Origin of the sequence: Paraburkholderia madseniana, from assembly GCF_009690905.1 — a bacterium.
Classification (GTDB): Bacteria; Pseudomonadota; Gammaproteobacteria; order Burkholderiales; family Burkholderiaceae; genus Paraburkholderia; species Paraburkholderia madseniana.
In genome coordinates this window covers 1-20,212 of sequence record NZ_VOSW01000135.1, presented here as the reverse complement: position 1 = coordinate 20,212, position 20,212 = coordinate 1, and the positions used below count along the sequence as shown (strand labels likewise).

General features: G+C 62.0%; 19 protein-coding genes. 11 read left to right on the top strand and 8 right to left on the bottom strand.

Annotation, left to right across the window (positions count from 1 at the left end; genetic code table 11):
- Nucleotides 1-185 precede the first annotated feature (185 nt).
- Nucleotides 186-1,340, top strand: a complete 1,155-nt coding sequence (locus FSO04_RS40500) for an alkane 1-monooxygenase (RefSeq protein ID WP_154567034.1) — start codon at nucleotides 186-188, stop codon at nucleotides 1,338-1,340.
- An 87-nt stretch (nucleotides 1,341-1,427) separates the two neighbouring features.
- On the opposite strand, the gene FSO04_RS40495 is transcribed toward FSO04_RS40500, so the two are convergent.
- Complete coding sequence (locus FSO04_RS40495; protein ID WP_154567033.1) at nucleotides 1,428-1,841, bottom strand: DoxX family protein; 414 nt, start codon at nucleotides 1,839-1,841, stop codon at nucleotides 1,428-1,430.
- Nucleotides 1,842-1,937: 96 nt separating this feature from the next.
- Entirely contained in the window at nucleotides 1,938-2,663 is a 726-nt protein-coding gene (locus FSO04_RS40490; RefSeq protein WP_154567032.1) for a pirin family protein, read from the bottom strand.
- A 135-nt stretch (nucleotides 2,664-2,798) separates the two neighbouring features.
- Between FSO04_RS40490 and FSO04_RS40485 the strand changes: the two genes are divergently transcribed.
- Nucleotides 2,799-3,689, top strand: coding sequence for a LysR family transcriptional regulator (locus tag FSO04_RS40485; RefSeq protein WP_154567031.1), 891 nt, complete (start codon nucleotides 2,799-2,801; stop codon nucleotides 3,687-3,689).
- A gap of 418 nt (nucleotides 3,690-4,107) precedes the next feature.
- On the opposite strand, the gene FSO04_RS40480 is transcribed toward FSO04_RS40485, so the two are convergent.
- Nucleotides 4,108-5,124 (bottom strand): 1-aminocyclopropane-1-carboxylate deaminase, encoded by a 1,017-nt coding sequence (locus FSO04_RS40480; protein ID WP_154567030.1) that lies wholly within the window; start codon nucleotides 5,122-5,124, stop codon nucleotides 4,108-4,110.
- A gap of 161 nt (nucleotides 5,125-5,285) precedes the next feature.
- Here FSO04_RS40480 and FSO04_RS40475 point away from each other — a divergent pair, with 161 nt between their 5' ends.
- The 4 genes from FSO04_RS40475 to FSO04_RS40460 all read left to right on the top strand — a co-directional run bounded on the left by FSO04_RS40475 (nucleotide 5,286) and on the right by FSO04_RS40460 (nucleotide 8,644).
- On the top strand, nucleotides 5,286-5,816 hold the full coding sequence (locus FSO04_RS40475) for an Lrp/AsnC family transcriptional regulator (RefSeq protein ID WP_154567029.1): 531 nt from the start codon (nucleotides 5,286-5,288) through the stop codon (nucleotides 5,814-5,816).
- 135 nt (nucleotides 5,817-5,951) lie between these two features.
- Nucleotides 5,952-6,464 carry a peptide-methionine (R)-S-oxide reductase MsrB gene (gene msrB, locus FSO04_RS40470; RefSeq protein ID WP_154567028.1) on the top strand — a complete coding sequence of 171 codons (513 nt, stop codon included), beginning with the start codon at nucleotides 5,952-5,954 and terminating at the stop codon, nucleotides 6,462-6,464.
- 19 nt (nucleotides 6,465-6,483) lie between these two features.
- Nucleotides 6,484-7,227 carry a peptide-methionine (S)-S-oxide reductase MsrA gene (gene msrA, locus FSO04_RS40465; RefSeq protein ID WP_154567027.1) on the top strand — a complete coding sequence of 248 codons (744 nt, stop codon included), beginning with the start codon at nucleotides 6,484-6,486 and terminating at the stop codon, nucleotides 7,225-7,227.
- Nucleotides 7,228-7,747: 520 nt separating this feature from the next.
- Entirely contained in the window at nucleotides 7,748-8,644 is an 897-nt protein-coding gene (locus FSO04_RS40460; protein WP_168435996.1) for a MipA/OmpV family protein, read from the top strand.
- A 144-nt stretch (nucleotides 8,645-8,788) separates the two neighbouring features.
- Here the strand turns inward: FSO04_RS40460 and FSO04_RS40455 are convergent, their stop codons facing one another.
- Nucleotides 8,789-10,021 carry an MFS transporter gene (locus tag FSO04_RS40455; RefSeq protein ID WP_166618357.1) on the bottom strand — a complete coding sequence of 411 codons (1,233 nt, stop codon included), beginning with the start codon at nucleotides 10,019-10,021 and terminating at the stop codon, nucleotides 8,789-8,791.
- A gap of 107 nt (nucleotides 10,022-10,128) precedes the next feature.
- Between FSO04_RS40455 and FSO04_RS40450 the strand changes: the two genes are divergently transcribed.
- The gene (locus FSO04_RS40450; protein ID WP_154567024.1) at nucleotides 10,129-11,019 is read left to right on the top strand and encodes a LysR family transcriptional regulator; all 891 of its coding nucleotides are present in this window, start codon (nucleotides 10,129-10,131) and stop codon (nucleotides 11,017-11,019) included.
- Between the two features lie 141 nt (nucleotides 11,020-11,160).
- Nucleotides 11,161-11,979: a helix-turn-helix transcriptional regulator gene (locus FSO04_RS40445; protein WP_154567023.1), complete on the top strand. Its 819-nt coding sequence runs from the start codon at nucleotides 11,161-11,163 to the stop codon at nucleotides 11,977-11,979.
- 88 nt (nucleotides 11,980-12,067) lie between these two features.
- Here FSO04_RS40445 and FSO04_RS40440 read toward each other — a convergent pair whose 3' ends face one another.
- Nucleotides 12,068-13,009 carry a LysR family transcriptional regulator gene (locus FSO04_RS40440; protein ID WP_154567022.1) on the bottom strand — a complete coding sequence of 314 codons (942 nt, stop codon included), beginning with the start codon at nucleotides 13,007-13,009 and terminating at the stop codon, nucleotides 12,068-12,070.
- Between the two features lie 217 nt (nucleotides 13,010-13,226).
- Between FSO04_RS40440 and FSO04_RS40435 the strand changes: the two genes are divergently transcribed.
- The 3 genes from FSO04_RS40435 to FSO04_RS40425 all read left to right on the top strand — a co-directional run bounded on the left by FSO04_RS40435 (nucleotide 13,227) and on the right by FSO04_RS40425 (nucleotide 16,344).
- Nucleotides 13,227-14,426, top strand: coding sequence for an amino acid aminotransferase (locus FSO04_RS40435; protein WP_154567021.1), 1,200 nt, complete (start codon nucleotides 13,227-13,229; stop codon nucleotides 14,424-14,426).
- A gap of 54 nt (nucleotides 14,427-14,480) precedes the next feature.
- Nucleotides 14,481-15,272 (top strand): class II aldolase/adducin family protein, encoded by a 792-nt coding sequence (locus FSO04_RS40430; RefSeq protein ID WP_154567020.1) that lies wholly within the window; start codon nucleotides 14,481-14,483, stop codon nucleotides 15,270-15,272.
- 88 nt (nucleotides 15,273-15,360) lie between these two features.
- The gene (locus FSO04_RS40425) at nucleotides 15,361-16,344 is read left to right on the top strand and encodes a 2-dehydropantoate 2-reductase (protein WP_154567019.1); all 984 of its coding nucleotides are present in this window, start codon (nucleotides 15,361-15,363) and stop codon (nucleotides 16,342-16,344) included.
- A gap of 98 nt (nucleotides 16,345-16,442) precedes the next feature.
- Here FSO04_RS40425 and FSO04_RS40420 read toward each other — a convergent pair whose 3' ends face one another.
- From FSO04_RS40420 to FSO04_RS40410, 3 genes are all read right to left on the bottom strand, one after another.
- Nucleotides 16,443-16,634 (bottom strand): hypothetical protein, encoded by a 192-nt coding sequence (locus tag FSO04_RS40420; protein ID WP_154567018.1) that lies wholly within the window; start codon nucleotides 16,632-16,634, stop codon nucleotides 16,443-16,445.
- A gap of 19 nt (nucleotides 16,635-16,653) precedes the next feature.
- Nucleotides 16,654-18,363, bottom strand: a complete 1,710-nt coding sequence (locus FSO04_RS40415; RefSeq protein WP_154567017.1) for an FAD-dependent oxidoreductase — start codon at nucleotides 18,361-18,363, stop codon at nucleotides 16,654-16,656.
- A 221-nt stretch (nucleotides 18,364-18,584) separates the two neighbouring features.
- Nucleotides 18,585-20,212 (bottom strand): AI-2E family transporter (locus FSO04_RS40410; RefSeq protein WP_154567016.1); only part of this gene is annotated, 1,628 nt, incomplete at its 5' end.

The following is a 20,212-nucleotide window of genomic DNA, read 5'->3' as shown; positions in this document are numbered from 1 at the left end:
CCCCACCCCGAATGCCCCATCAACGGCCCCTTCGTTTGGAGCCTCCCATCTAGGCCAATTCCTTGGCTATCCCACCCGTCAGGCCATATAAATCTGGGAGTCGGGCACGGTCCCGCCGACATGCGTACTGGCTCGCAAGCGCACAGCTTGCCGATACCAGGCGACATAAAACAAGGAGGGAGACAATGGCAACATCGCAAGCGGCCCCCGCTCGGTGGGTCGACAGCAAGCGCTATCTGTGGCTGCTGGGCGCACTCACCATCACCTTGCCGCTGCATGCGGCCAATCTGGCGTTGCAGACTGGCTGGCATATTTTCTGGTGGTTCGGGCCGATTTTCGTGTTCGGCATTATCCCGGTGCTCGACTATCTGATCGGTGACGATCCGAGCAATCCGCCCGAGGAGGTCGTCCCCACGCTCGAACGGGAGCGTTATTACCGCCGCGTGGTCTATCTGGCCACCTTCATCGAATACGTGTCGTTCTTCGGCGCGCTATGGATCGTCGGCACGCACGCTCTGACGTGGTACGACTATCTGGGTTTTGCTCTCTCGCTTGGCGCAGCGACTGGCGTATCGATCAATACCGCGCACGAGCTAGGTCACAAGACTGATGGTTTCGAACGATGGCTCGCCAAGATCACGCTGGCGCCGGTCGCCTATGGCCATTTCTTCGTCGAACACAATCGTGGACACCACGTGCGTGTCGCTACGCCGCCCGATCCGGCGAGCGCGCGCTATGGCGAATCATTCTGGCGGTTTCTGCCGCGCACGGTATTCGGCAGCATCGCGTCGGCGTGGCGGCTCGAGAAGCATCGGCTCGAACGCCTCGGCAAATCGCCCTGGACATGGCGCAATGAAGTCCTGCACTCGTGGGCGATGACCGTCGTGCTGTGGGGCGCGATGATCGCGCTGTTCGGTAAAACGGTGATTCCGTTTCTGCTGATTCAGGCAGCGTACGGAGCCTCGCTGCTCGAAGTGGTCAACTATCTGGAGCACTACGGGCTCGGCCGCAAGCAACTCGCAAGTGGCCGTTACGAGCGCTGCCAGCCGCAGCACTCATGGAACAGCAATCGTATCGTGACGAATCTGTTTCTGTATCAGCTGCAGCGTCACGCCGATCATCATGCGAATCCGACGCGCTCTTATCAGGCACTGCGTCATTTCGACGGCGCGCCGCAATTGCCCTCCGGTTACGCGACGATGATCATGCTCGCGTACGTGCCGCCACTGTGGTTTCGCGTGATGAACCCGCGCGTGGTCGCGCATTATCAAGGCAACATGGCACAGTCGAATATCCGGCCGGCAATTCGTGAGCTCGTGCTGGCGCAGTTTGCCGGCTAACGTGGGTTGTTTCTTGCAAAGAGAAAGCCGCCCGGGCAATGCCGGGCGGCTTTTTTACCGAGCCTATCGAAGGCCGGCAGCGCAGCCTTAATGTCGGTCGATTGAATACTTACCGGCCCCGGTCACGCATAACAACAGCAGTGCACCCATGATGCTGATGTTCTTGTAGAAGTGGATCATGTTGTCGTACTGCATCGCGCCCGTCATATTCCAAAAGTGATGGCCGATGATTGCCGCGCCCAGCGTATAGATCGCAAGCAGCAACGCAAGCGGCCGCGTATAGAAGCCCACCACCAGCGCGATGCCCACCACTAATTCCATCACGACGGCGATAACTGCGGACAACTCAGGCGCAGGCGCGCCGGTCGACGTCATATAAGCGACGGTGCCGGAAAAGCCGGTCAGCTTCGACCAGCCGAACATCACGAACAGCACCATCAACAGGATGCGGGCGACGAGAATGACTGTATCTTTCTGGTTTTCAAATAGCGTATAGCGCATGATTTTTCTCTGTAGGTAAGGGACGGTGCGGTTCGCCGCAAACTTCGCGGCGAGCCACGCTTAAGCCGGCCAGATCTATCGACAGGATTGAGCCGCTTAAGCCCACAACTCCGATACTTCAATGTTACGCAGATCGAACACCAACACCTCCGCGTCGTGACCTTGCGTGAAGGTCAGGGCTTCTTCGCCGCGGATCCGCGCGCCGTCGCCTTCGCCGAGCTCGACGCCATTCACCGTGACGCTGCCGCGCGCCACGTGAATATAAGCATAGCGATTACTGGCCAGTTCGAGGTGCGCAGTTTCGTCGCCGTCGAAGAGACCGGCATAGATCCGCGCGTCCTGTTGCAGCACTAGCGAGTCGTTCGCACCGTCCGGCGACATCACGAGGCGCAACACACCGCGCTTCTCGTCCGCGCCAAAGCGCCGTTGCTGATAGCGGGGCGTCGTGCCTTTCTGCGCCGGCGCAATCCAGATTTGCATGAAGTGCACCGGGTCGGTCTTCGAATGGTTGTATTCGCTATGCGCGACGCCGGTTCCCGCGCTCATCAACTGGATGTCGCCCGGCACGATCACCGAGCCGGTGCCCATCGTGTCCTTATGTTCCAGCGCGCCTTCCAGCACGTATGAAAAGATCTCCATGTCGCGGTGCGGGTGCTTGCCGAAACCTTGCGCCGGTGCGACACGGTCGTCGTTGATCACGAGCAGGTCGGAAAAGCCGTTCTGCTTCGGATCGTGATAGTTCGCGAAGGAAAACGTATGACGCGAGCTAAGCCAGCCGTGCTCCGCGCGGCCGCGTTGATTGGCGTGTCTGATTTCGATCATCGTATTTCTCCTTGGTTCTGTTGTGCGATCCGGCCAGATGTTTGGCCGCGATCCATGAAAGACAGTGTAGGTCAATCAGGATGGTTATAATCGGTCTAGAACTGGAAACACTGTCTCCATGAGGTGGACAATACGATGCAACTCGATGATATGCGGATCTTTGTCGCCACGGTCGACGCCCATAACTTCACCGCCGCGGCAAAGCGGCTGGCGCTGTCCAAGCAGTTCGTCAGCCGGCGAGTCATGGCGCTGGAAGAGGCGCTTGGCGTGCAATTGCTGATCCGCAACACGCGCAAGCTGGCCGTGACCGAGCTCGGTCAGGAGTTCTATGAGCGTGCGCGGCGCATTCTCGGTGAGGTGGAAGACGCTGAGCAGGCGATGTCGTTGCGGCGCGCTGGGCCGCGCGGGCTCTTGCGGGTTAGTGCGCCGATGTCGTTTGGGATGATGCATCTGTCGCCATTGGTGGCGAGCTTTCTGCGCGAGCATAGCGACGTGCGCTTCGATATGGAGTTGAGCGATCGCACCGTCGACGTGGTGGGCGAGGGGTTCGATATGGCGATTCGGATTGGTACGTTGCCGGATTCCACGTTGATTGCGCAGAAGCTCGTCGATGTGAGGATGGTGGTGTGTTGTAGTCCGGGGTATGTGCGGCGGCGGGGGGCGCCGGTTGTGCCTGCTGACCTTGCTCGGCACTCATGTCTGTTGTATGGGCATGGTGGGGTTGTGAGTTGGGATTTTGTTGTTGATGGGGTCTCGAAGGGAGTTGAGGTGAATGGGCCGCTTCGGGCTAATAATGGGGAGTTGATTCGCGATGCAGCTGTGGCTGGGTTGGGGATTGTTCGGCTTCCTGATTTTATTGTTGCTGATGCGGTTGGGAGTGGGTTGCTGGTGACTGTTCTTGAGGAGTTTTTGCCTTCGGCGGCGACTGTTTATGCTGTTTATCCGCAGCATCGGCAGAGCTCTGTCACTATTCGGGTTTTTGTTGAGTTTTTGCGGGGGGAGTTGAGGAAGAGGTTAGTGGTTTGATTTTTTTTGCCTGCGCGGCGCTTGTTTGTCTGTGTGCCTAGGGCTTTGGCCTTTCCTTGTTTTGTTTGTGGTCTATTAGCGTTGCCCCTGTGCGGGGCGGCACCTACTTCTCTTTGCCGGCTGCAAAGAGAAGTAGGCAAGAGAAAGCAGCTCAAACCACTCCTGCTAAGTGGGTCCCGTAGTTTGCAACGGGTAGTGGTGCATCTGGAATCTGTGTTCGTGCACCTGCATGCGCTAGTGACAAGGGCGTCATACTTCCGGCGGCGCCGCGCGCGCCGAAGAGTACTTCAAAAACCGCCCGCTGCGTTTCAGGCTTCGGCTTCGCCGCTGATCAGCGACACTTCGCGGAGCAGCGGCGGACCTTGCCGCGGCAAACTAATCACCGTCCGCCACTCGCCGCTCCCAGACCTACCGCCGCTTACCCGTTCCGGAAAATGAAGCTGTAGCCGTTCAGCGCCGGCACGCCGCCCAAGTGCGCATACAACACCCGTGAGCCTTCCGGGAATTCGCCGTTTCGCACCATGTCGATCATGCCGTGCATCGATTTGCCCTCGTACACAGGGTCGGTCAGCACGCCCTCGAGTCGCGCGCACAAACGGATCGCCTCCAGCGTACCTTCGTTCGGCAAGCCGTATTCGGGGCCGGCGTAGCGCTCGTCCAGTACCACGTCCTCGCTCGTGATGTCGCGGTCCAGGCCGACTTTTTCTGCCGTCTGCTTCGCGATTCGGGTGATCTGCTCGCGCGTCTGTGCCGGTTTCGCGGATGCATCAATGCCAATCACGCGCTCGGCGCGGCCGTCGGCGGCGAAACCCACTACCATGCCGGCCTGGGTGCTGCCGGTGACGGAACACACCACGATGTAGTCGAATTTGAAGCCCAGTTCGGCTTCCTGCTGGCGGACTTCTTCAGCAAAGCCGACGAAGCCGAGGCCGCCCAGCGGATGGTCGGAACAGCCGGCCGGGATCGGGTAGGGCTTGCCGCCCGCGGCGCGTACGCTCTCCAGTGCATCCTCCCAGCTCTTGCGAAAACCAATGTCGAAACCGTCGGCAACCAGGCGGACGTCCGCGCCCAGAATGCGTGACATCTGGATGTTGCCGACGCGGTCGTACACGGCGTCCGAATAGTTGACCCAGTTCTCCTGCACCAACACACACTTCATCCCCAGATGCGCCGCGACCGCCGCTACCTGGCGGGTCTGGTTCGACTGGATGCCGCCAATCGACACCAGCGTGTCGCAACCCTGCGCCAACGCCTCCGGAATCAGATACTCCAGCTTGCGCGTCTTGTTGCCGCCGAAGGCAAAGCCGCTGTTGCAGTCCTCGCGCTTCGCATAGAGATGCACCTTGCCGCCCAGGTGGTCGCTCAAACGCTTCAGCGGCTGGATCGGCGTGGGCCCAAAAGTCAGCGGGTAGCGAGGGAATCGTTGCAGGTTCATGGCAGCTCCGAAATTGTAGGTTTGACGCGAGCAGCAAGCAGTCGCGTTACAACAAATGGTAGGGAAAAGCGCTAGAAATGAGCTTGCAAATAAATTCCATTCGACATACTTTTAAAACTATTCATTCAAAAATGACCTAATAAAAATCCGGACAGGAACCAATGAGCGCAACAAAAGTTCGTGGTGTATCGATGACTGCCGCCGCACCCTCATCCGCGGAAGCCGATCCGCTTCACACGCTCGACCGCATCGACCGGGCGATCCTGCGTCAACTGCAAACCGACGCGTCGATCTCGAACGTCGCGCTCGCGGCCAAAGTCAAACTGAGTGCACCGGCGTGTCTGCGGCGCGTCGAGCGGCTGAAGGAGTCGGGGCTGATTCGCGGTGTCGTCGCGTTGATCGACCCGAAGGCGGCCGGGGCGGGGATGCTGGTCATCATCGGCGTGGTGCTGGATCGGTCTACGCCGGAGTCGTTTGCCGAGTTCGAGAAGGCGGCCCAGAAGGTGGCAGGGTGCATGGAATGCCACGTCGTGACCGGCGAGTTCGACTATTTCATGACGATCCGCACGCGCGATAGCGACAGCTTCAATCGGCTGCATGCGGAACAGTTGCTCTACTTGCCCGGCGTCCGTCAAATCCGCTCGTTCATGGTGCTCAAGGAAATCCTGTCGACCACCAAATTTCCGCTGTAGCCGCTGCCGTCACGCAAAAAGACGCGCATGCTGTCATAAATCCCCTTGCTGGACGACTAAGTGTCGGGACCACTCGCGGGCGGCGCGCTTAGCGCCTGAACGGGTGAACGGTACGGACTTTCCGGGGCGATCATCATGGCTTGCAACAGACGGACATTCTTCAGGTTAATCGGCGCGGCGTCGCTCGCCGGCGGCACCGCGGCTTGGCGCACGGCAGGCGCAGCGGAGCTAGGCACAGCGGCGGCCTACGAGGTCGCGCACAGCGACGCCGAATGGCACAAGCTGCTCACGGACGCGCAATTCCGCGTGTTGCGCGAAGCGGGCACGGAGCGCCCATTCAGCAGCCCACTGAACGACGAGCACCGCGCCGGCACATTCGGGTGCGCCGGTTGCGCGCTGCCGCTGTTTTCGTCGAAGACGAAGTTCGATAGCGGCACCGGCTGGCCCAGTTTCTGGCAGCCGATGGATCACGCAGTCATCACGCATACCGACAAGTCGTTCGGCATGACGCGCGACGAAGTACTGTGCCGGCGCTGCGGCAGCCATCTGGGTCACGTATTCGACGACGGCCCCAAACCGACCGGCCTGCGCTATTGCATGAACGGCCTCGCGTTGACTTTCACGCCTGCCGCGCGCGGCACGAGTTGATCGAATCAGGACGGACATCATGAACATCGAGAAACGCATCATCGGCAAACCGGCCCGCTCGCGCGGGGCGGCCATCGCGCTTTCGGTCGGGCTCGGCGCGCTGGCGCTGCTGCTGGCGCAGCGCATGGCATTCTCGTCGGAAGCTGGGGTTGTCATTGCGCCGCCCGCTGTCGACGAACCGATCTCCGCCACAACCGCGCACGAAGAAACCGCCGTGTTCGCGGGCGGCTGCTTCTGGGGCGTGCAGGGCGTGTTCCAGCACGTGGGGGGCGTCACGAAGGCGGTGTCGGGTTATTCGGGCGGCCAGCGCGACACTGCACAGTATGAGACCGTCAGTGGCGGCGAAACCGGCCACGCGGAATCCGTGCAGGTCACGTTCGACCCCACCAAGGTCACCTATGGGCAGTTGTTACAGGTCTACTTTTCTGTGATTCAGGACCCGACCGAGTTGAACCGCCAGGGGCCGGACAGCGGCACGCAATACCGCTCGGCAGTGTTCCCGTTGAATGACATGCAGCGGCACGTCGCGCAAAGCTATATCGCTCAACTCGAGAAGGCGCATGCCTTCCCGGCGCCGATCGTCACGAAAACGGAGCCGTTCAAGGGCTTCTATCCTGCCGAGTCCTACCACCAGAACTACCTGACGCTGCATCCGAACTCCGCGTATATCGCCATCAACGACATGCCGAAGGTCGCCAACCTGAAGCGTCTGTTTCCGAATCTCTATCGCGACAAGCCCGTGCTGGTCGAAGCGGCACAGTAAGCCGGCGCTACAAATCGGCGCCGTCCAGCAGCGCAATAGAGCAAAATAACAAGGCAGCGCTGCAAAGAGGTGAACGCCGCACCGGCGCTAATCGCCCTGTTCCTGCGCCGCATCGCGCGGCGCCGGATTTTTTTTGCGACTGTATTCTGCCTCTCAACATCGCCACGGCACGCCTGGCAGCGACCGCCGGGCTGCCTTGCGATTCTCCTGTCCGACCTCATCGAGCCAACCCGATCCAACCGAAGCCGATCCAAGCCGGCTTTCCGGCGACCAGGCCCGCATTTTGCAAAGGAGCGTACGTCGGCAATTCTTTCGCACGTCTCTGTTCGTGCAGATGCCCAATTTACGCTGGGCGGCACCAGGTTCGGACAGCGCGTTTCGCCGGCAGTGCGTGTCGTTCGCTGAAAGAATTACGTGCCGCGCGTAGCATTGCAGCGGTCACCTGGAAGTTTGCAATCCATTGCGGACCTCGGGTGAGAACCTAAACCCCGTCGCGATACGCGAGGAACGGAGGCTTCCGGTGTCGAACAGCCGTAGAAAGCGGATCGGCAAGATTCGCAAAAAAGAAACAAGCATCGCGGCAACATCGCTGGTCGCCGTGACCCTCGGCGGTATCGGCGTTTTGCCGGCTTCGGCCTTGGCCCAAACTCCTTCGCCGCTGGGCGAATGGCAGTATTCGGTGGGCATTCCGCTGCAGAAGATGTGGCAGCCGGATATTCCCGAATGGCAGGTGCGTATCGGCGCGGCAACGTCGTTCCAGCCGCGTTATGAGGGTTCCGACCGGTATCACGTAATGGCCGGTCCGAGCATCGACGTGCGCTACAAGGATCTGTTCTACTTTTCGAGCGGCGAAGGCCTTGGGGTCAATTTCGCGCAAGGGCAGAACTGGCGCGCGAGTCTCGGGGTCGTCTACGATCTCGGGCGTCGCGGCCATGACGATCCGGAGGAGTTGAACGGTCTCGGCAACATCAATCAGGCGCCGGGCGTCAAACTCGCGGGGGAATATGTTGTGTCGAAAGATTTCCCGCTCGTGCTGCGCGCCGACGTCCGACGCTATTTCGGCGGCTCGAACGGCTGGATCGGCGATCTCGGCGCCTATTTGCCGATGCCGGGCAGCACCAAACAATTCTTCTGGTTTGCCGGGCCGAACGTGACACTCGCGGACTCCAAGTACATGAACAGCTGGTACGGTGTGAATCAGAATCAGGCGGCGCACTCGCAATACTCGCAGTATCACGCGAGTGCCGGTTTCAAGTCGGTGGGTTTCGGCATTAGCGCAGTGTGGCTGTTCGACAAGCACTGGTTTGCCACTGCCGACGGCGCATTTGAAGAACTGGTCGGCAGCGCGGGCAATAGTCCGATTACGCACAGCAGGGCCACCGGTGTGGCCGATATTTCCATTAACTATCGCTTCTGATGCAGCGGTTCTCTATTTGAGGGTATGGACGCAGGCGCGCGATTCTGGCGCGTCGCTCCAGGTGCTGAAGACCGTATCAAGGCCGCCGAATGGCATCGCGTGTGGACGTCATGAACACGCGCCTCCGGTCGGTCACAAGATCGATCATGTGTCGCACCCACGCGAACTGTCGCGCAGATGCAGCCCCGCTGCCGCAGCAAAAAACCCCAACGCGGCGACGCACACACCCGGCCAGCCCCAACGCGCGAGCGCCGGCCCGGCGCTGGTGGCGCCTACCGCGCTGCCGACAAAAAAGAGCCCCGTATAGAGCCCATTCACCCGGCCACGCGATTCGGGCGCGAGCAGATTGATTGCGCGCCGACCAAGCGCCTGATCGGCAATCACGCCACCGTCGATGAAGAATGCGGCCACAGCCAGCATGGTGATCGATGCGACGCGCGACACACCCGAAGTCAGCGCCAATGCCGCCAGCAGTGCGGCTGCGATGGCGACCGCGTGAGCGAGCATACTGGCGGGCTTCGACCAGCCCCTGTCGCCGGCACGGCCTGCCAATGGTGCGATGAACACGCTGCCGCCGCCGGCTAACGCGAAGAGCGCGACGGAGGTGCTGTTCAGCCCGAGTGGCGCGCGCGTCAGGACAATGGCAACGCTGCTCCAGAACGCATTGAAGCCGGCCATGAGCAGGCCCTGATACAACGCCCGGCGGCGCAGCACGGGCTCATGCGCCACCAGTCGCACCATTGACGCCAATAACGCGGCATAAGGCGGCGCGCCGACGGGACGGCTATCCGGCACCCGTGGCACCACGACGAGCGTGACAGCAGCGAGCAGCAGAGCATCGGCTGCGTAAAACGCGCGCCAGCCGAGTGCGCCGCCGATCACACTGGCAAGCGGCCGTGATAACAGAATGCCGAGCATCAAACCGCTCATCACATTGCCGACGACTTTGCCCCGCGAAGCCGGCGGCGCGAGCGACGCCGCGGCGGGCACCAGCATCTGCACGACACTCGACGTCACGCCGACGGCGAACGACGCCGCCAGAAACACCGGCGCGAGCGGCGCGATGGCGGCCAGCGCAAGACACGCGATCTGCGCGAACAACGTCGCCGCAATCAGAGGCCGATTGGGCAGGCGGTCGATCAGCGGTACAAGTCCGACGAGGCCGACCGCATAGCCGAACAGCGTCAATGCGGTGACGAGCGTGGTCCATGCGCCGAGATGCAGCGAGGCGTCGAGCGGGCCAATCAACGTTTGTGACGCATACAGGGGCAGCACGGCAACCGCGACCATCGCGGCGAAGCGCGCGGTCGGAACGCTCTGTGCCGGCGGCGTAGCCGCTTGGGCTGCCGTCGGGCATTGAATCGTGGATGAGTCCATCGCCGGGCTACCCGTAAAGTCAAAGTGAATCGATGCTACTCTCCCATCAGACAAACACAATTCGCACGGAATTGGATACATCCTCACGATAAACGGGAGAATCGCCGATGGATGCATTGCGCGATCTGGAAACCTTGGTGGCAGTGGTCGAGGAGGGCAGTCTGACGAACGCCGCGCGCCGGCTTGGCCGGTCGTTGCAGGCTGTCAGCCGCTCGCTTCAGGTGCTCGAGCGCGCGCACGGATCGACCCTGATCGTGCGAACCACCCGCACTTCGCAGCCGAGCGAGGCCGGCATGCGTTTTTACGAACGCGTCAAAGGCGCGCTGACCGAACTCGAACTGGCGCGCACCGAACTCGCGGAGGAATTGCACAGGCTCACCGGGCGTTTGCGCATCAATGCGCCCACACTGTTCGGACCAAAATTCGTCGCGCCGCTTGTCGCGGAATTTTTGCAGCGTCATCCGCAACTGGCGTTGTCGCTCGATCTGAGCGACGAGTATCGCGATCCGGCAGAGACCGGCGCGGACGTGACGGTCCGCATAGGCGAAATGCCTGATTCACGGCTGGTGGCGCGGCGGATCGGCACGCTTCGGCGGGTGGTGTTCGCAGCGCCGGCTTATCTTGCCGAACACGGCAGACCGTCGCATCCGCGGGATCTGGTGAGACATGATTGTGTCGTTCGAACGGGCGTGCCGCATCCCGGGCGGTGGGTGTTTACGTCGCCGGACGGCAACGAAATTGCGGTGAACGTGGCGGGGCGCTTTGACAGCAATCAGGTTGCGGCGGTGAATGCGGGCGTGCTGGGTGGTATGGGGGTTGGGGTCGCTGCCTTCTGGCAGATTCAGGAATGGGTCGAGGCAGGCAAGGCTGAGGTTTTGCTCACGGATTTTCAGTTGACACCTTTGCCGTTGCATGCAATGTGGACGAGGACGCGGCGGCTGCCACAGAGGACCCGGCTGCTGGTCGATTTCCTTGCTGTCAAGTTGGGGACGTTGTAGCTATATCCCCCGCCGAAGGGTTTGCGAGGGCTCGGCAGCGTGAGCGGTTTTCGCCGTGCAGGCAGAGCAGCATCAGGTGCAATGCTTCATTGTGCTACGCTTGCCGGACCAAACTCCACGTAGCGTGACCTCGCCATCATCATGCGTTCCTGGCGCATATCCACACCGGCCCGCAGCGGGCACATCAACACCTCGCGTGTTACCGACCTCGTCATGTCGATCTCACATGACGACCCGGACGCGCTTGCTGCAAGCATTCTGAAAACGGTTGGCGACACGCTTCCCGTGTCGCAGTGCACGGTTTTCGCGTACGAGTTCGACGCGAGACCGCGCACCGTCTCCGCCGCCGACCATCGCGGCGGCCGCTTCCTTCGTGATGTCGCCGATCGCTACGCCACGCACTTTTATGCGCTCGACGGAAACCGCGCCATCGTCGGCGGCTCGCAAGCGAAGCAGGCGCGCGAGGCGTTAGTGCTGCATCAGCAGCAAAGCGAAGAAATCGAAAACGAAGCGTACCGCGCCGCCTGCTACGCGCAGCCCAACGTGTCCGACCGGCTGTCGCTGCTTTTGCAACCGATGGAAAGCGTCTGGCTGTCGATCAATCTGTATCGTGACAGCGCATACGGCGTGTTTCAGCCAGGCGAACTGGAGCATGTGGAAAGCATGGCGCATCTGTTCGCGCACGCTGTAAAAAGCCATTACGCGCTCAATGGGCAGCATCAGCAAGGCACGGCAGCCGCGATGCTGGCACGGGTCAGACGTGCCTGCCCGGCGCTGACGCCGCGTGAGATCGACGTGCTGCGCGGCACGCTCGAAGGCGCCAGCGCCGCCGAGATCGCGGAGCAAATGGGCGTCAAGGCCACCAGCGTGATTACGTATCAGAAGCGCGCTTACGCGCGGCTGGGGATCTCGAGCCAGCGCCAGTTGTTCGCGTTATGTCTGCTGCCTGAGCGGTCTTGAACCGGCGCGCCGAATTTGCAGCCGTAGATTAGCTGCGAGACGGTCGAAGAAGAGCCGCCGAAGCACTATTGAGCTCGCGTCGACAAAATCATCCGCGCTTTGCCCGCGCATCGACCTGCGTCTCGCGATCCCAGCGCTTCAGCCATGGCATGATGAATTCCGCGAATCCATCCGCGGGCGGTGACAGCGCACGTTCGGTCGAACGATACACGCACACTTCACGGATCGTTTCAGGATCGACGATCCGCTTCATCACCAGCCCGAAGGTTCGCGCGAGCGGCGCGACATAGGCGGGCGCGAGCGTCACAGCAAGCCCCTGCGAAGCCAGACCGAACGCTGTGGTTACGTTGTCCACCACGTCCACGGGAATGATGCGTGCCTCCGCCGGCAGATTAGCCAGCATCTGTTCGACTGCACGCTCGTGGTCGCGGCCGGTGGCAACAATCGGCACGCCGCGCAAGTGCTGCCACTGCACCCGGCGCCGTGTGTTCAACGGATGCGTCGGCGCGCACCACATCACCCAGGGGCTCGCGAAGGCCGGATCGCAACGCACCCGCGTGCCGCTCTGACGATCCGGGCCGATCGCGAGATCCACGTCGCCGCTTTCCACACGCTCCACCAACTGTTCGACCACGGTGTCGCATATGCGCACGACCACTTTCGGTTTGTCGCGCGCATATTCGGCGATGGCCGCCGGCAGCGCGGTCGCCGCGAGCACCAGCGGCGCGCCGACTCGCACGATCCCGGCCGCGCGATTGCGGATGTCGTCGGCGGACTGGGCGGCGGCGCGCACATGGCGCAAAACCGATTCGGCCGACGACAGGAAATCCTGCCCCGCGCTCGACAGATTGACGCGCCGCGTCGTACGGTCGAAGAGGCGAAAGCCCAGTTCCGTTTCCAGTTCGGCCAGCAACTGACTGACCGCCGACGAGGTCAGCCCGAGCCGTTCCGCCGCCGCGCCGATGCTGTGCAAATCGACGATGGCGAGAAACGCTTCGAACTGACGGATGGTGACGCGTGTGAGTGGCATCAGGCGATTCTAAAGAAAAACTTACGAATCGTGAAAAATCGATTGATTGTAGATAGCGTGCCATTGGTCGACACTTGTCCTCATCGACGCGAAGCAGGAAACCCGCTTAGACTTCCGACTCGCCCACGCTGCTACGACCAGCCTGCAACAAGTCCACACTCAGGGTATACGCAGGCCGCAATCCAGCCACATGCAGGGCTCCACTCAAGGAATTGCCATGTTCGACCACATTCCCGCCTATCCGGGCGACCCGATTCTGAGCCTGAACGAGGATTTTCAACTCGATCCGCGGCCCAACAAAGTCAACTTGAGCATCGGCATCTATTTCGACGACGCCGGCAAGCTGCCGGTGATGGACGCCGTGCGGCGCGCCGAAACCGCGCTGCTCGAATCGATCGGCCCACGCTCCTACCTGCCGATGGCGGGCCTGCCGCTCTACCGCGACGCAGCACAGGCTCTGGTGTTCGGCGCGGACCACGAAGCACGTGCCGCGGGTCGGATCGCGACCTTGCAGACCATCGGCGGTTCGGGTGCGCTGAAAGTCGGCGCGGATTTTCTGAAGCGTTATTTCCCGGCCTCGCAGATCTGGATCAGCAATCCGAGCTGGGAAAACCATCGCGTGGTGTTCGAAGGCGCGGGCCTCACGGTCAACACGTATCCGTACTACGACGAACACACCGGTGGCTTGCGTTTCGCTGACATGCTCGACACGATCGACCGCTTGCCGGAACAGAGCATCGTGCTGCTGCATGCGTGCTGCCACAACCCGACCGGCGTCGATCTGAGCCCGGCGCAATGGGCGGAACTGGTGCCGGTATTGCAGCGCCGCAAACTGATTGCGTTTGTCGACATGGCGTATCAGGGTTTCGGCGCAGGCCTTGAGGAGGATGCCGCCTGCGTACGCCTGCTCGCCGATGCGGGCGTGCCCTTGATCGCCGCGAATTCGTTTTCGAAGAACTTCTCGCTGTACGGCGAGCGCTGCGGTGCGCTGAGCGTGGTGTGCAAGAGCAAGGAAGAAGCGGCTCGCGTGCTCGGTCAATTGATGTCGACGGTGCGCGCCAACTACAGCAATCCGCCGACGCATGGTGCGCGCCTCGTCGCCAACGTACTGTCCGACGCGTCCTTGCGTGCCTCTTGGGAAGCGGAACTCGCCACCATGCGCGAACGGATTCTCGCCATGCGCGGCACGATCCACGAAGGCCTAGCAGGCCGCGTCGATGAAGTGATGCGCGCGCGTTACGTCGCGCAGCGCGGCATGTTCACGTACACGGGATTGAGCGAAGCCCAGGTCGAGCGCTTGCGCAGCGAATACGCCGTGTACGTACTGCGTTCGGGACGCATGTGCGTCGCCGGATTGAATGCGCGCAATGCCGGCTATGTGGCGTCGTCGATCGCGGCGGTGGTGGCAGGCGCATAACGGCTATTACTCGCAACGGCTTGCCTATAACGAACGATAAAAACGGAGACCCTGATGACGACTCTTGAAATGCCGACGGCGAGCCCTAAAAAGGCCGCCGGGATGCACCCCGACGAATGGCGGGCGCGCGTGCAACTGGCCGCGTGCTATCGCATCTTCGACATGCTCGGCTGGACCGAGATGATCTATAACCACATCACATTGCGCGTGCCGACGAGCGTGAGCGGCGGCGAGCGGCATTTCCTGATCAATCCGTTCGGCCTGCACTACAGCGAAGTGACGGCGAGCAATCTCGTGAAGATCGACGCACAAGGACGCGTGCTCGACAACTCGCCGTATCCGGTGAACCCTGCGGGTTTCGTCGTGCATGCGGCGATTCACGAAGGCCTGGCCGATGCGCACTGCGTGATGCACACGCACACCACGGCCGGCGTCGCGGTGGCCTGCCTCGAAAACGGCCTGGAGCAAACCAACTTCTATAGCGCGCAGTTGTATGACCGCATTGCGTATCACGACTTCGAAGGCATCACGGTGCATGCGGAGGAAGGGCCGCGTCTGCTCGAACATATCGGCAGCAGGCAAGCGGTGATCTTGCGCAATCATGGCCTGCTGGCATGGGGCCACACGTTGCCGCAGACTTTCGCTATTCTGTGGACGCTCAACCGCGCGTGCGAAATCCAGATGGCCACATTCTCGATGGGCCGCGCGCTGCCGGTACCAGAAGACGTGGCGATCCGTTGCTCGCGCGACTCCCTGCAATTCGATCCACGTCACGGTGCGGGACAGGATGTATTCGATGCACTGGTGCGGCGCGTGGATCGCATCGACGCGAGCTACAAGGATTAACGCGAGGATTAACACAAGAATCGGCGCAAGGATTAACGCGAGACTTGAGGCGAAGATTGCTCCGACGATTAAAGCAAGGATTGAAGCAATGAAAGTAGGTATCTACGGTGCCGGCGCGATCGGTGGCTGGATGGGGGTGAAGGTCGCACAGGCCGGCCACGACGTGAGCGTGGTGGCGCGCGGCGCGACACTCAGTGAGTTGCAGCAGCACGGCTTGCGTCTGATCGAAGGCGGCGTGACGCACGCGGTGAAGGTGACTGCAAGTGAACAGCCGGCGGATCTCGGCGTGCAGGACCTTGTCGTGGTGGCGGTCAAGGGTCCGGCGATGGCGTCTGTGGCCGCGCATATTGCGCCGCTGCTGAGTCCGCAGACGATTGTGCTTACGGCAATGAACGGTGTGCCATGGTGGTTCTGCGACGGACTCGGCCGTGATTTCGCCGGCAAGCGGCTGAAGTCGATCGATCCTGACGGCGCGATCGCCGCCGCGATTCCGACCGCGCAGACAGTGGGCTGTGTGGTGCATGCGAGCTGTCTGATCGAGTCGCCGGGCGTCATCAGGCATCACCAGGGCAATGGGCTGATCGTCGGCGAGGCGTCGGGGCGAACGAGCGAACGCGTCAAAACGCTCACCGCCACGCTGGACGCAGCGGGCTTCAACGCGTCGATGTCGGAGCAGATTCAGCGCGACGTCTGGTACAAGCTGTGGGGCAACATGACCATGAATCCGATCAGCGCCATCACCGGCGCGACCACCGACCGGATTCTCAGCGACGAACTGGTGCGCAACTTCGTCACGAGCATCATGCTGGAAGCGAAGGAGATCGGCGCACGTTTCGGTATTCCGATCGAACAGGCGCCGGCGGATCGTCACGAGGTCACGCTCAAACTCGGCGCGATGAAAACCTCGATGCTGCAGGATGTACAGGCGGGCAAGGCGGTCGAACTCGACGCGCTGGTGGCTGCGGTGCGTGAACTGGGGCAGCTTACCGGCGTGCCGACGCCATACACGGACGCGTTGCTCGGGCTCGCACGCCTGCATGCGAGTACGTTGGGGTTGTATCCCCGCCAGTGAATGTTGTTCCGACTTCCGAAAAGAAGCCGCCCCGCATGATCAATGGGGCGGTTTTTTTTCGTCTTACGTTTCGCGTCTTAAGCACAGGGCTTTCCGCATCACGCAGCCACTGCGGAAGAGGCTGGCAGCTTTGCTGCTTCGATCAACGACAGCGCTTGCTGCGTATCGCCGAGTTCCGTCACGCACAGCAGCGCAAGACGGGCCAGATATAAGGGTGCTTGCGCTTCGCCTTCAGCGGTCAGTGTCTTGCAGAGCGTCGTGTAGACGAGGTCGAGTTCGCTATCGGTCATGGTGTGGGTTCCTCTTGCGTCAATTCGTCAGGCTGGCCGTCACGGCGCTTTGCACGTTCGTCGCGTTGCCGTTGCGCCAGCGGGCGAGCACATGACCGTCCGGCCTGATCAGATAGACGGTGCCCGGCGTGGCATCAAGCATCTCATGCAAGCGTCCCGCCGGATCGAGCACATGCGGGACGGTGGCGCGCGGTGCATTGCCTGTAACCAGCGTGATCGCCTTGAACGGAATGCTATGTTCGCCGAGCGCATGGTGCAATTGCTGCCATGCTTCGTCTTGCGCCGTGTCCGCGCCGAAGCGAAGTGCGGTGAAGCATGGCCCAAGCAGATCGGTGAGATGGATATCGATTGGTACGCCGTCGCACGTGCGTTGGAGTCGGCACTCTGGTAGTACCGTGCCAGGCGCCGGACCCTTGGCGAACGCGCCTGATGCAACGGCGGCGACGCGATTCAGCGGCGATTGGGCATACGCAATCGCATGCGTCTGCCGCGGATTGATCAGTGGTCGCACGGCCGGATGATGCGCGGCAAGGCCCAGAACTGCCTTGCGCATCAGGTCGAACGCGAACGAGGGCGGCGCCATGAATTCCGTGCTCTTCATCCCGTAGCTCAGGTTTTCACGCGCCGCAAACAGGCGCTCGTCGCTGTAGCTGTCGAGCAGGCGGTCCGATGCAATGCCGTTGACGACGCAACCGAGTTTCCAGCCGAGATTGTCGGCGTCGTCGATGCCGGAATTCGCGCCACGCACGCCGAAAATCGGCACGAGATGCGCGGCATCGCCCGCGAACAGCACCGAGCCGTGCCGGTAGCGTTCGAGCGTCAGCGCGTTGGCCTTGTAGACCGTAATCCAGATCGGCGACCATTCGCCCGTTTCGCCCATCGAGTCGAGCACGCTCTGCACGCGTGGCATGACGTTTTCAGGCTTGATCGCGGCCTCGGGATCTTCATCGTCGCGAAGCTGGTAGTCGATGCGCCAGACGTTGTCGGGCTGCTTGTGCACCAGCACCGTCGAGCCGGGATTGGAAGGCGGATCGAAATAGGCGAGACGCTCGGTGGCGCGCTCGCTCTCCAGTTCGATATCGACGATCACGTAGCGGCCTTCGTACGTGGTGCCGGTGAGCTTGAGGCCGAGTGCCTCGCGAATCGTGCTGCGGCCGCCGTCGCACGCGACGACCCAATCTGCACGCATTTTCCACGCGGTGTCGCCGGTGCTGAGGTCGAGCGTGGCGCCGTTGCCGGCATGTTGTTCGATACCGGTCACGCGGGTTTGCCAGCGGATTTCGATCAGATCGGCATGGTGTTCCACTTCGTCGAGCAGCAACTGCTCGATCTGGTATTGCGCGATGTTGATCATCGGCGGCAGCGATTGCTCGTCGTCCTGATGCATGGCGAAGCGGAACACTTCGGCATCGCGATAGAAGCTGCGGCCGCCGGTCCATGGCAAGCCCTTTTGCAGAAAACCGTGCACTGCGCCAAGGCGTTTGAAAATCTCCAGGCTGCGGCGTGAGATGCAGATCGCGCGACTGCCGGTGCAGACGCCGTCGTCGGCTTCGATCAGCACCGAGCGTACGCCCTGGCGAGCCAGCGCGAGTGCCAGCGTCATGCCTACCGGACCGCCCCCGACAATCGCGACGGCGCGCCGCACAGGGTCGCGCCCGTCGACCAGCGGTGGCACCTCGCCCGCATAGTGACGCGGCGTGAACGGATAGGGTTTGAAACTGCGGCTCATACGTGTCTCCTGGATCTTCGCTGCCGATGGATTGCCCGCCGTGGCTTGAGTGCTCTCTGGAGGCGGTGCGAATCGATAGGTGAAGTATGAAGGAGGGGTGGCGCGTGGCTGTCCTCATTTTGGGTACAAGGCCCCTGCGTTCCGGCGATAGAAAAGGCCGCAGGGCGCTTACGCACCCTGCGGCCTTTCTGATTCACGCAATGCAGTCCGCGCGGACTCGCCTAGTCCGCTCCGGCCAGATGCGAAGCCTGGCGCGAGTGCTGTACGCTCGCTCCCATCCGGCATTCCTCGATCATCGCGCGGAACGTCGGCGCCGCGTGCGAAGCGCCGGTTGCACCCATCTCCGGACCGGCTTCCGGTGCGCCACCCACGCCCACAACCAAGGTCGCCCGCGGCCGCCATTCCCGCGTGCGCCGCAGCATGTTGCGCAGATACGGCGGTGACTCCGGCGCGTCGAGCGAGATGATGCAGATGATCGGCGCGTCCTTGAAGCTCGGTTCGTCGGCATGCGCGCTGCGATAGCCCGAGTGCGTGGCGATCATCGGCGCGAGACCCTGACGGCCAAGCAATTGCACGGCGATCGCCGCGGTGACCTCATCGAACGCGCCGCGTCCAGGCACGCACAGGACCGACGCCCTGTCGGTTTCATGGTGCATCGGCGGATGGGCCGAAATGTGGCTGTCGTGCCGATCCGAAAGATCGGCCGTCGCCGATGCTGACATTGCGCCAGCGGAGTCGGCCGGTTCCGTGCGCGACAGACGATCCGGCAGTCCGTCGGCAATTTCCAGGTTTTCGACGATATCGACCAGTGCGTCATTGATTCGCGCCAGTTGCTCAGGCATCAACACCCCACGCATCGCATCGTTGCGCGCAAGCTTGAGGCCTTCCAGCGCGACGTTGTCGTAGTAATCGATCAGCGACATCTCGCGCAGCAACCGCTCGGCCTGCACGATGGCTTCGTGCGGATCGTCCGCCAGAAGCCGTTGATAGAAGTTCTGCGCAGGCGTGAGAGCAGGCTGGTCGCCCAGCAGCACCGTGAGAAAGTTCAAACGATCCGCGTAGCGGCCCAGCGTGACGACGCACAGCGTGAGCGGCGTGGACAGCACGAGGCCGATCGGCCCCCACAGCCAGCTCCAGAAAATCGCCGCCACGACCACGGCCAGCGGCGACAGCCCCGAGCGATGACCGTACAGCAGCGGCTCGGCAATCTGTCCGGCCACCACATCGACGACGATGAACAGGATCAGCGTATAGACCGCCATCGTCCATTGAGGCTGGATGGCGGCCGCGAGAAACACGGCAAGAATCGCGGCGATCCAGATGCCGATATACGGCACGAAGCGCAGCAACGCAGCAATCACGCCGAACAGCAGCGCGCCCGGCACGCCGATGATCGCGAGCCCAATGGCGATGATCCCGCCCGCGCTGAGATTCACGCCCAGTTGCGCGACGAAATAGCGGCTGAGCCGCCCGGCGGCGTCGTTGATCGCGGTGGTGGTGCGGTGCAGATCGCGCGAGCCGAAAAGACTGATCAAACGGTCGCGCAGGTCTTCGCGTTGCAACAAGATGAAGATCGTGACGACCAGTACGATAAAGGTGGTCTCGATCGGCGCAATTGCCGGTGATAGTGCGCGTTGAGCGAGTTGCATCGGCGTGAGCGACGGCTCGTGTACTTCGACGGGCGTCGGCACAGCGGGTGCGTTGCGCGCCGCGCGTCCGGTGAGGCGCGGCGGGCTCGGCTTTGTCGGCGCGACGCGTTGCAGCGGGGCGGCGGCGCGGCCCATCAGCGAAACGGCCCGGCCGACGGGTTTTTCCCTCACCGTCCCGGTCGTTTGTTCGGTTGCCGCCC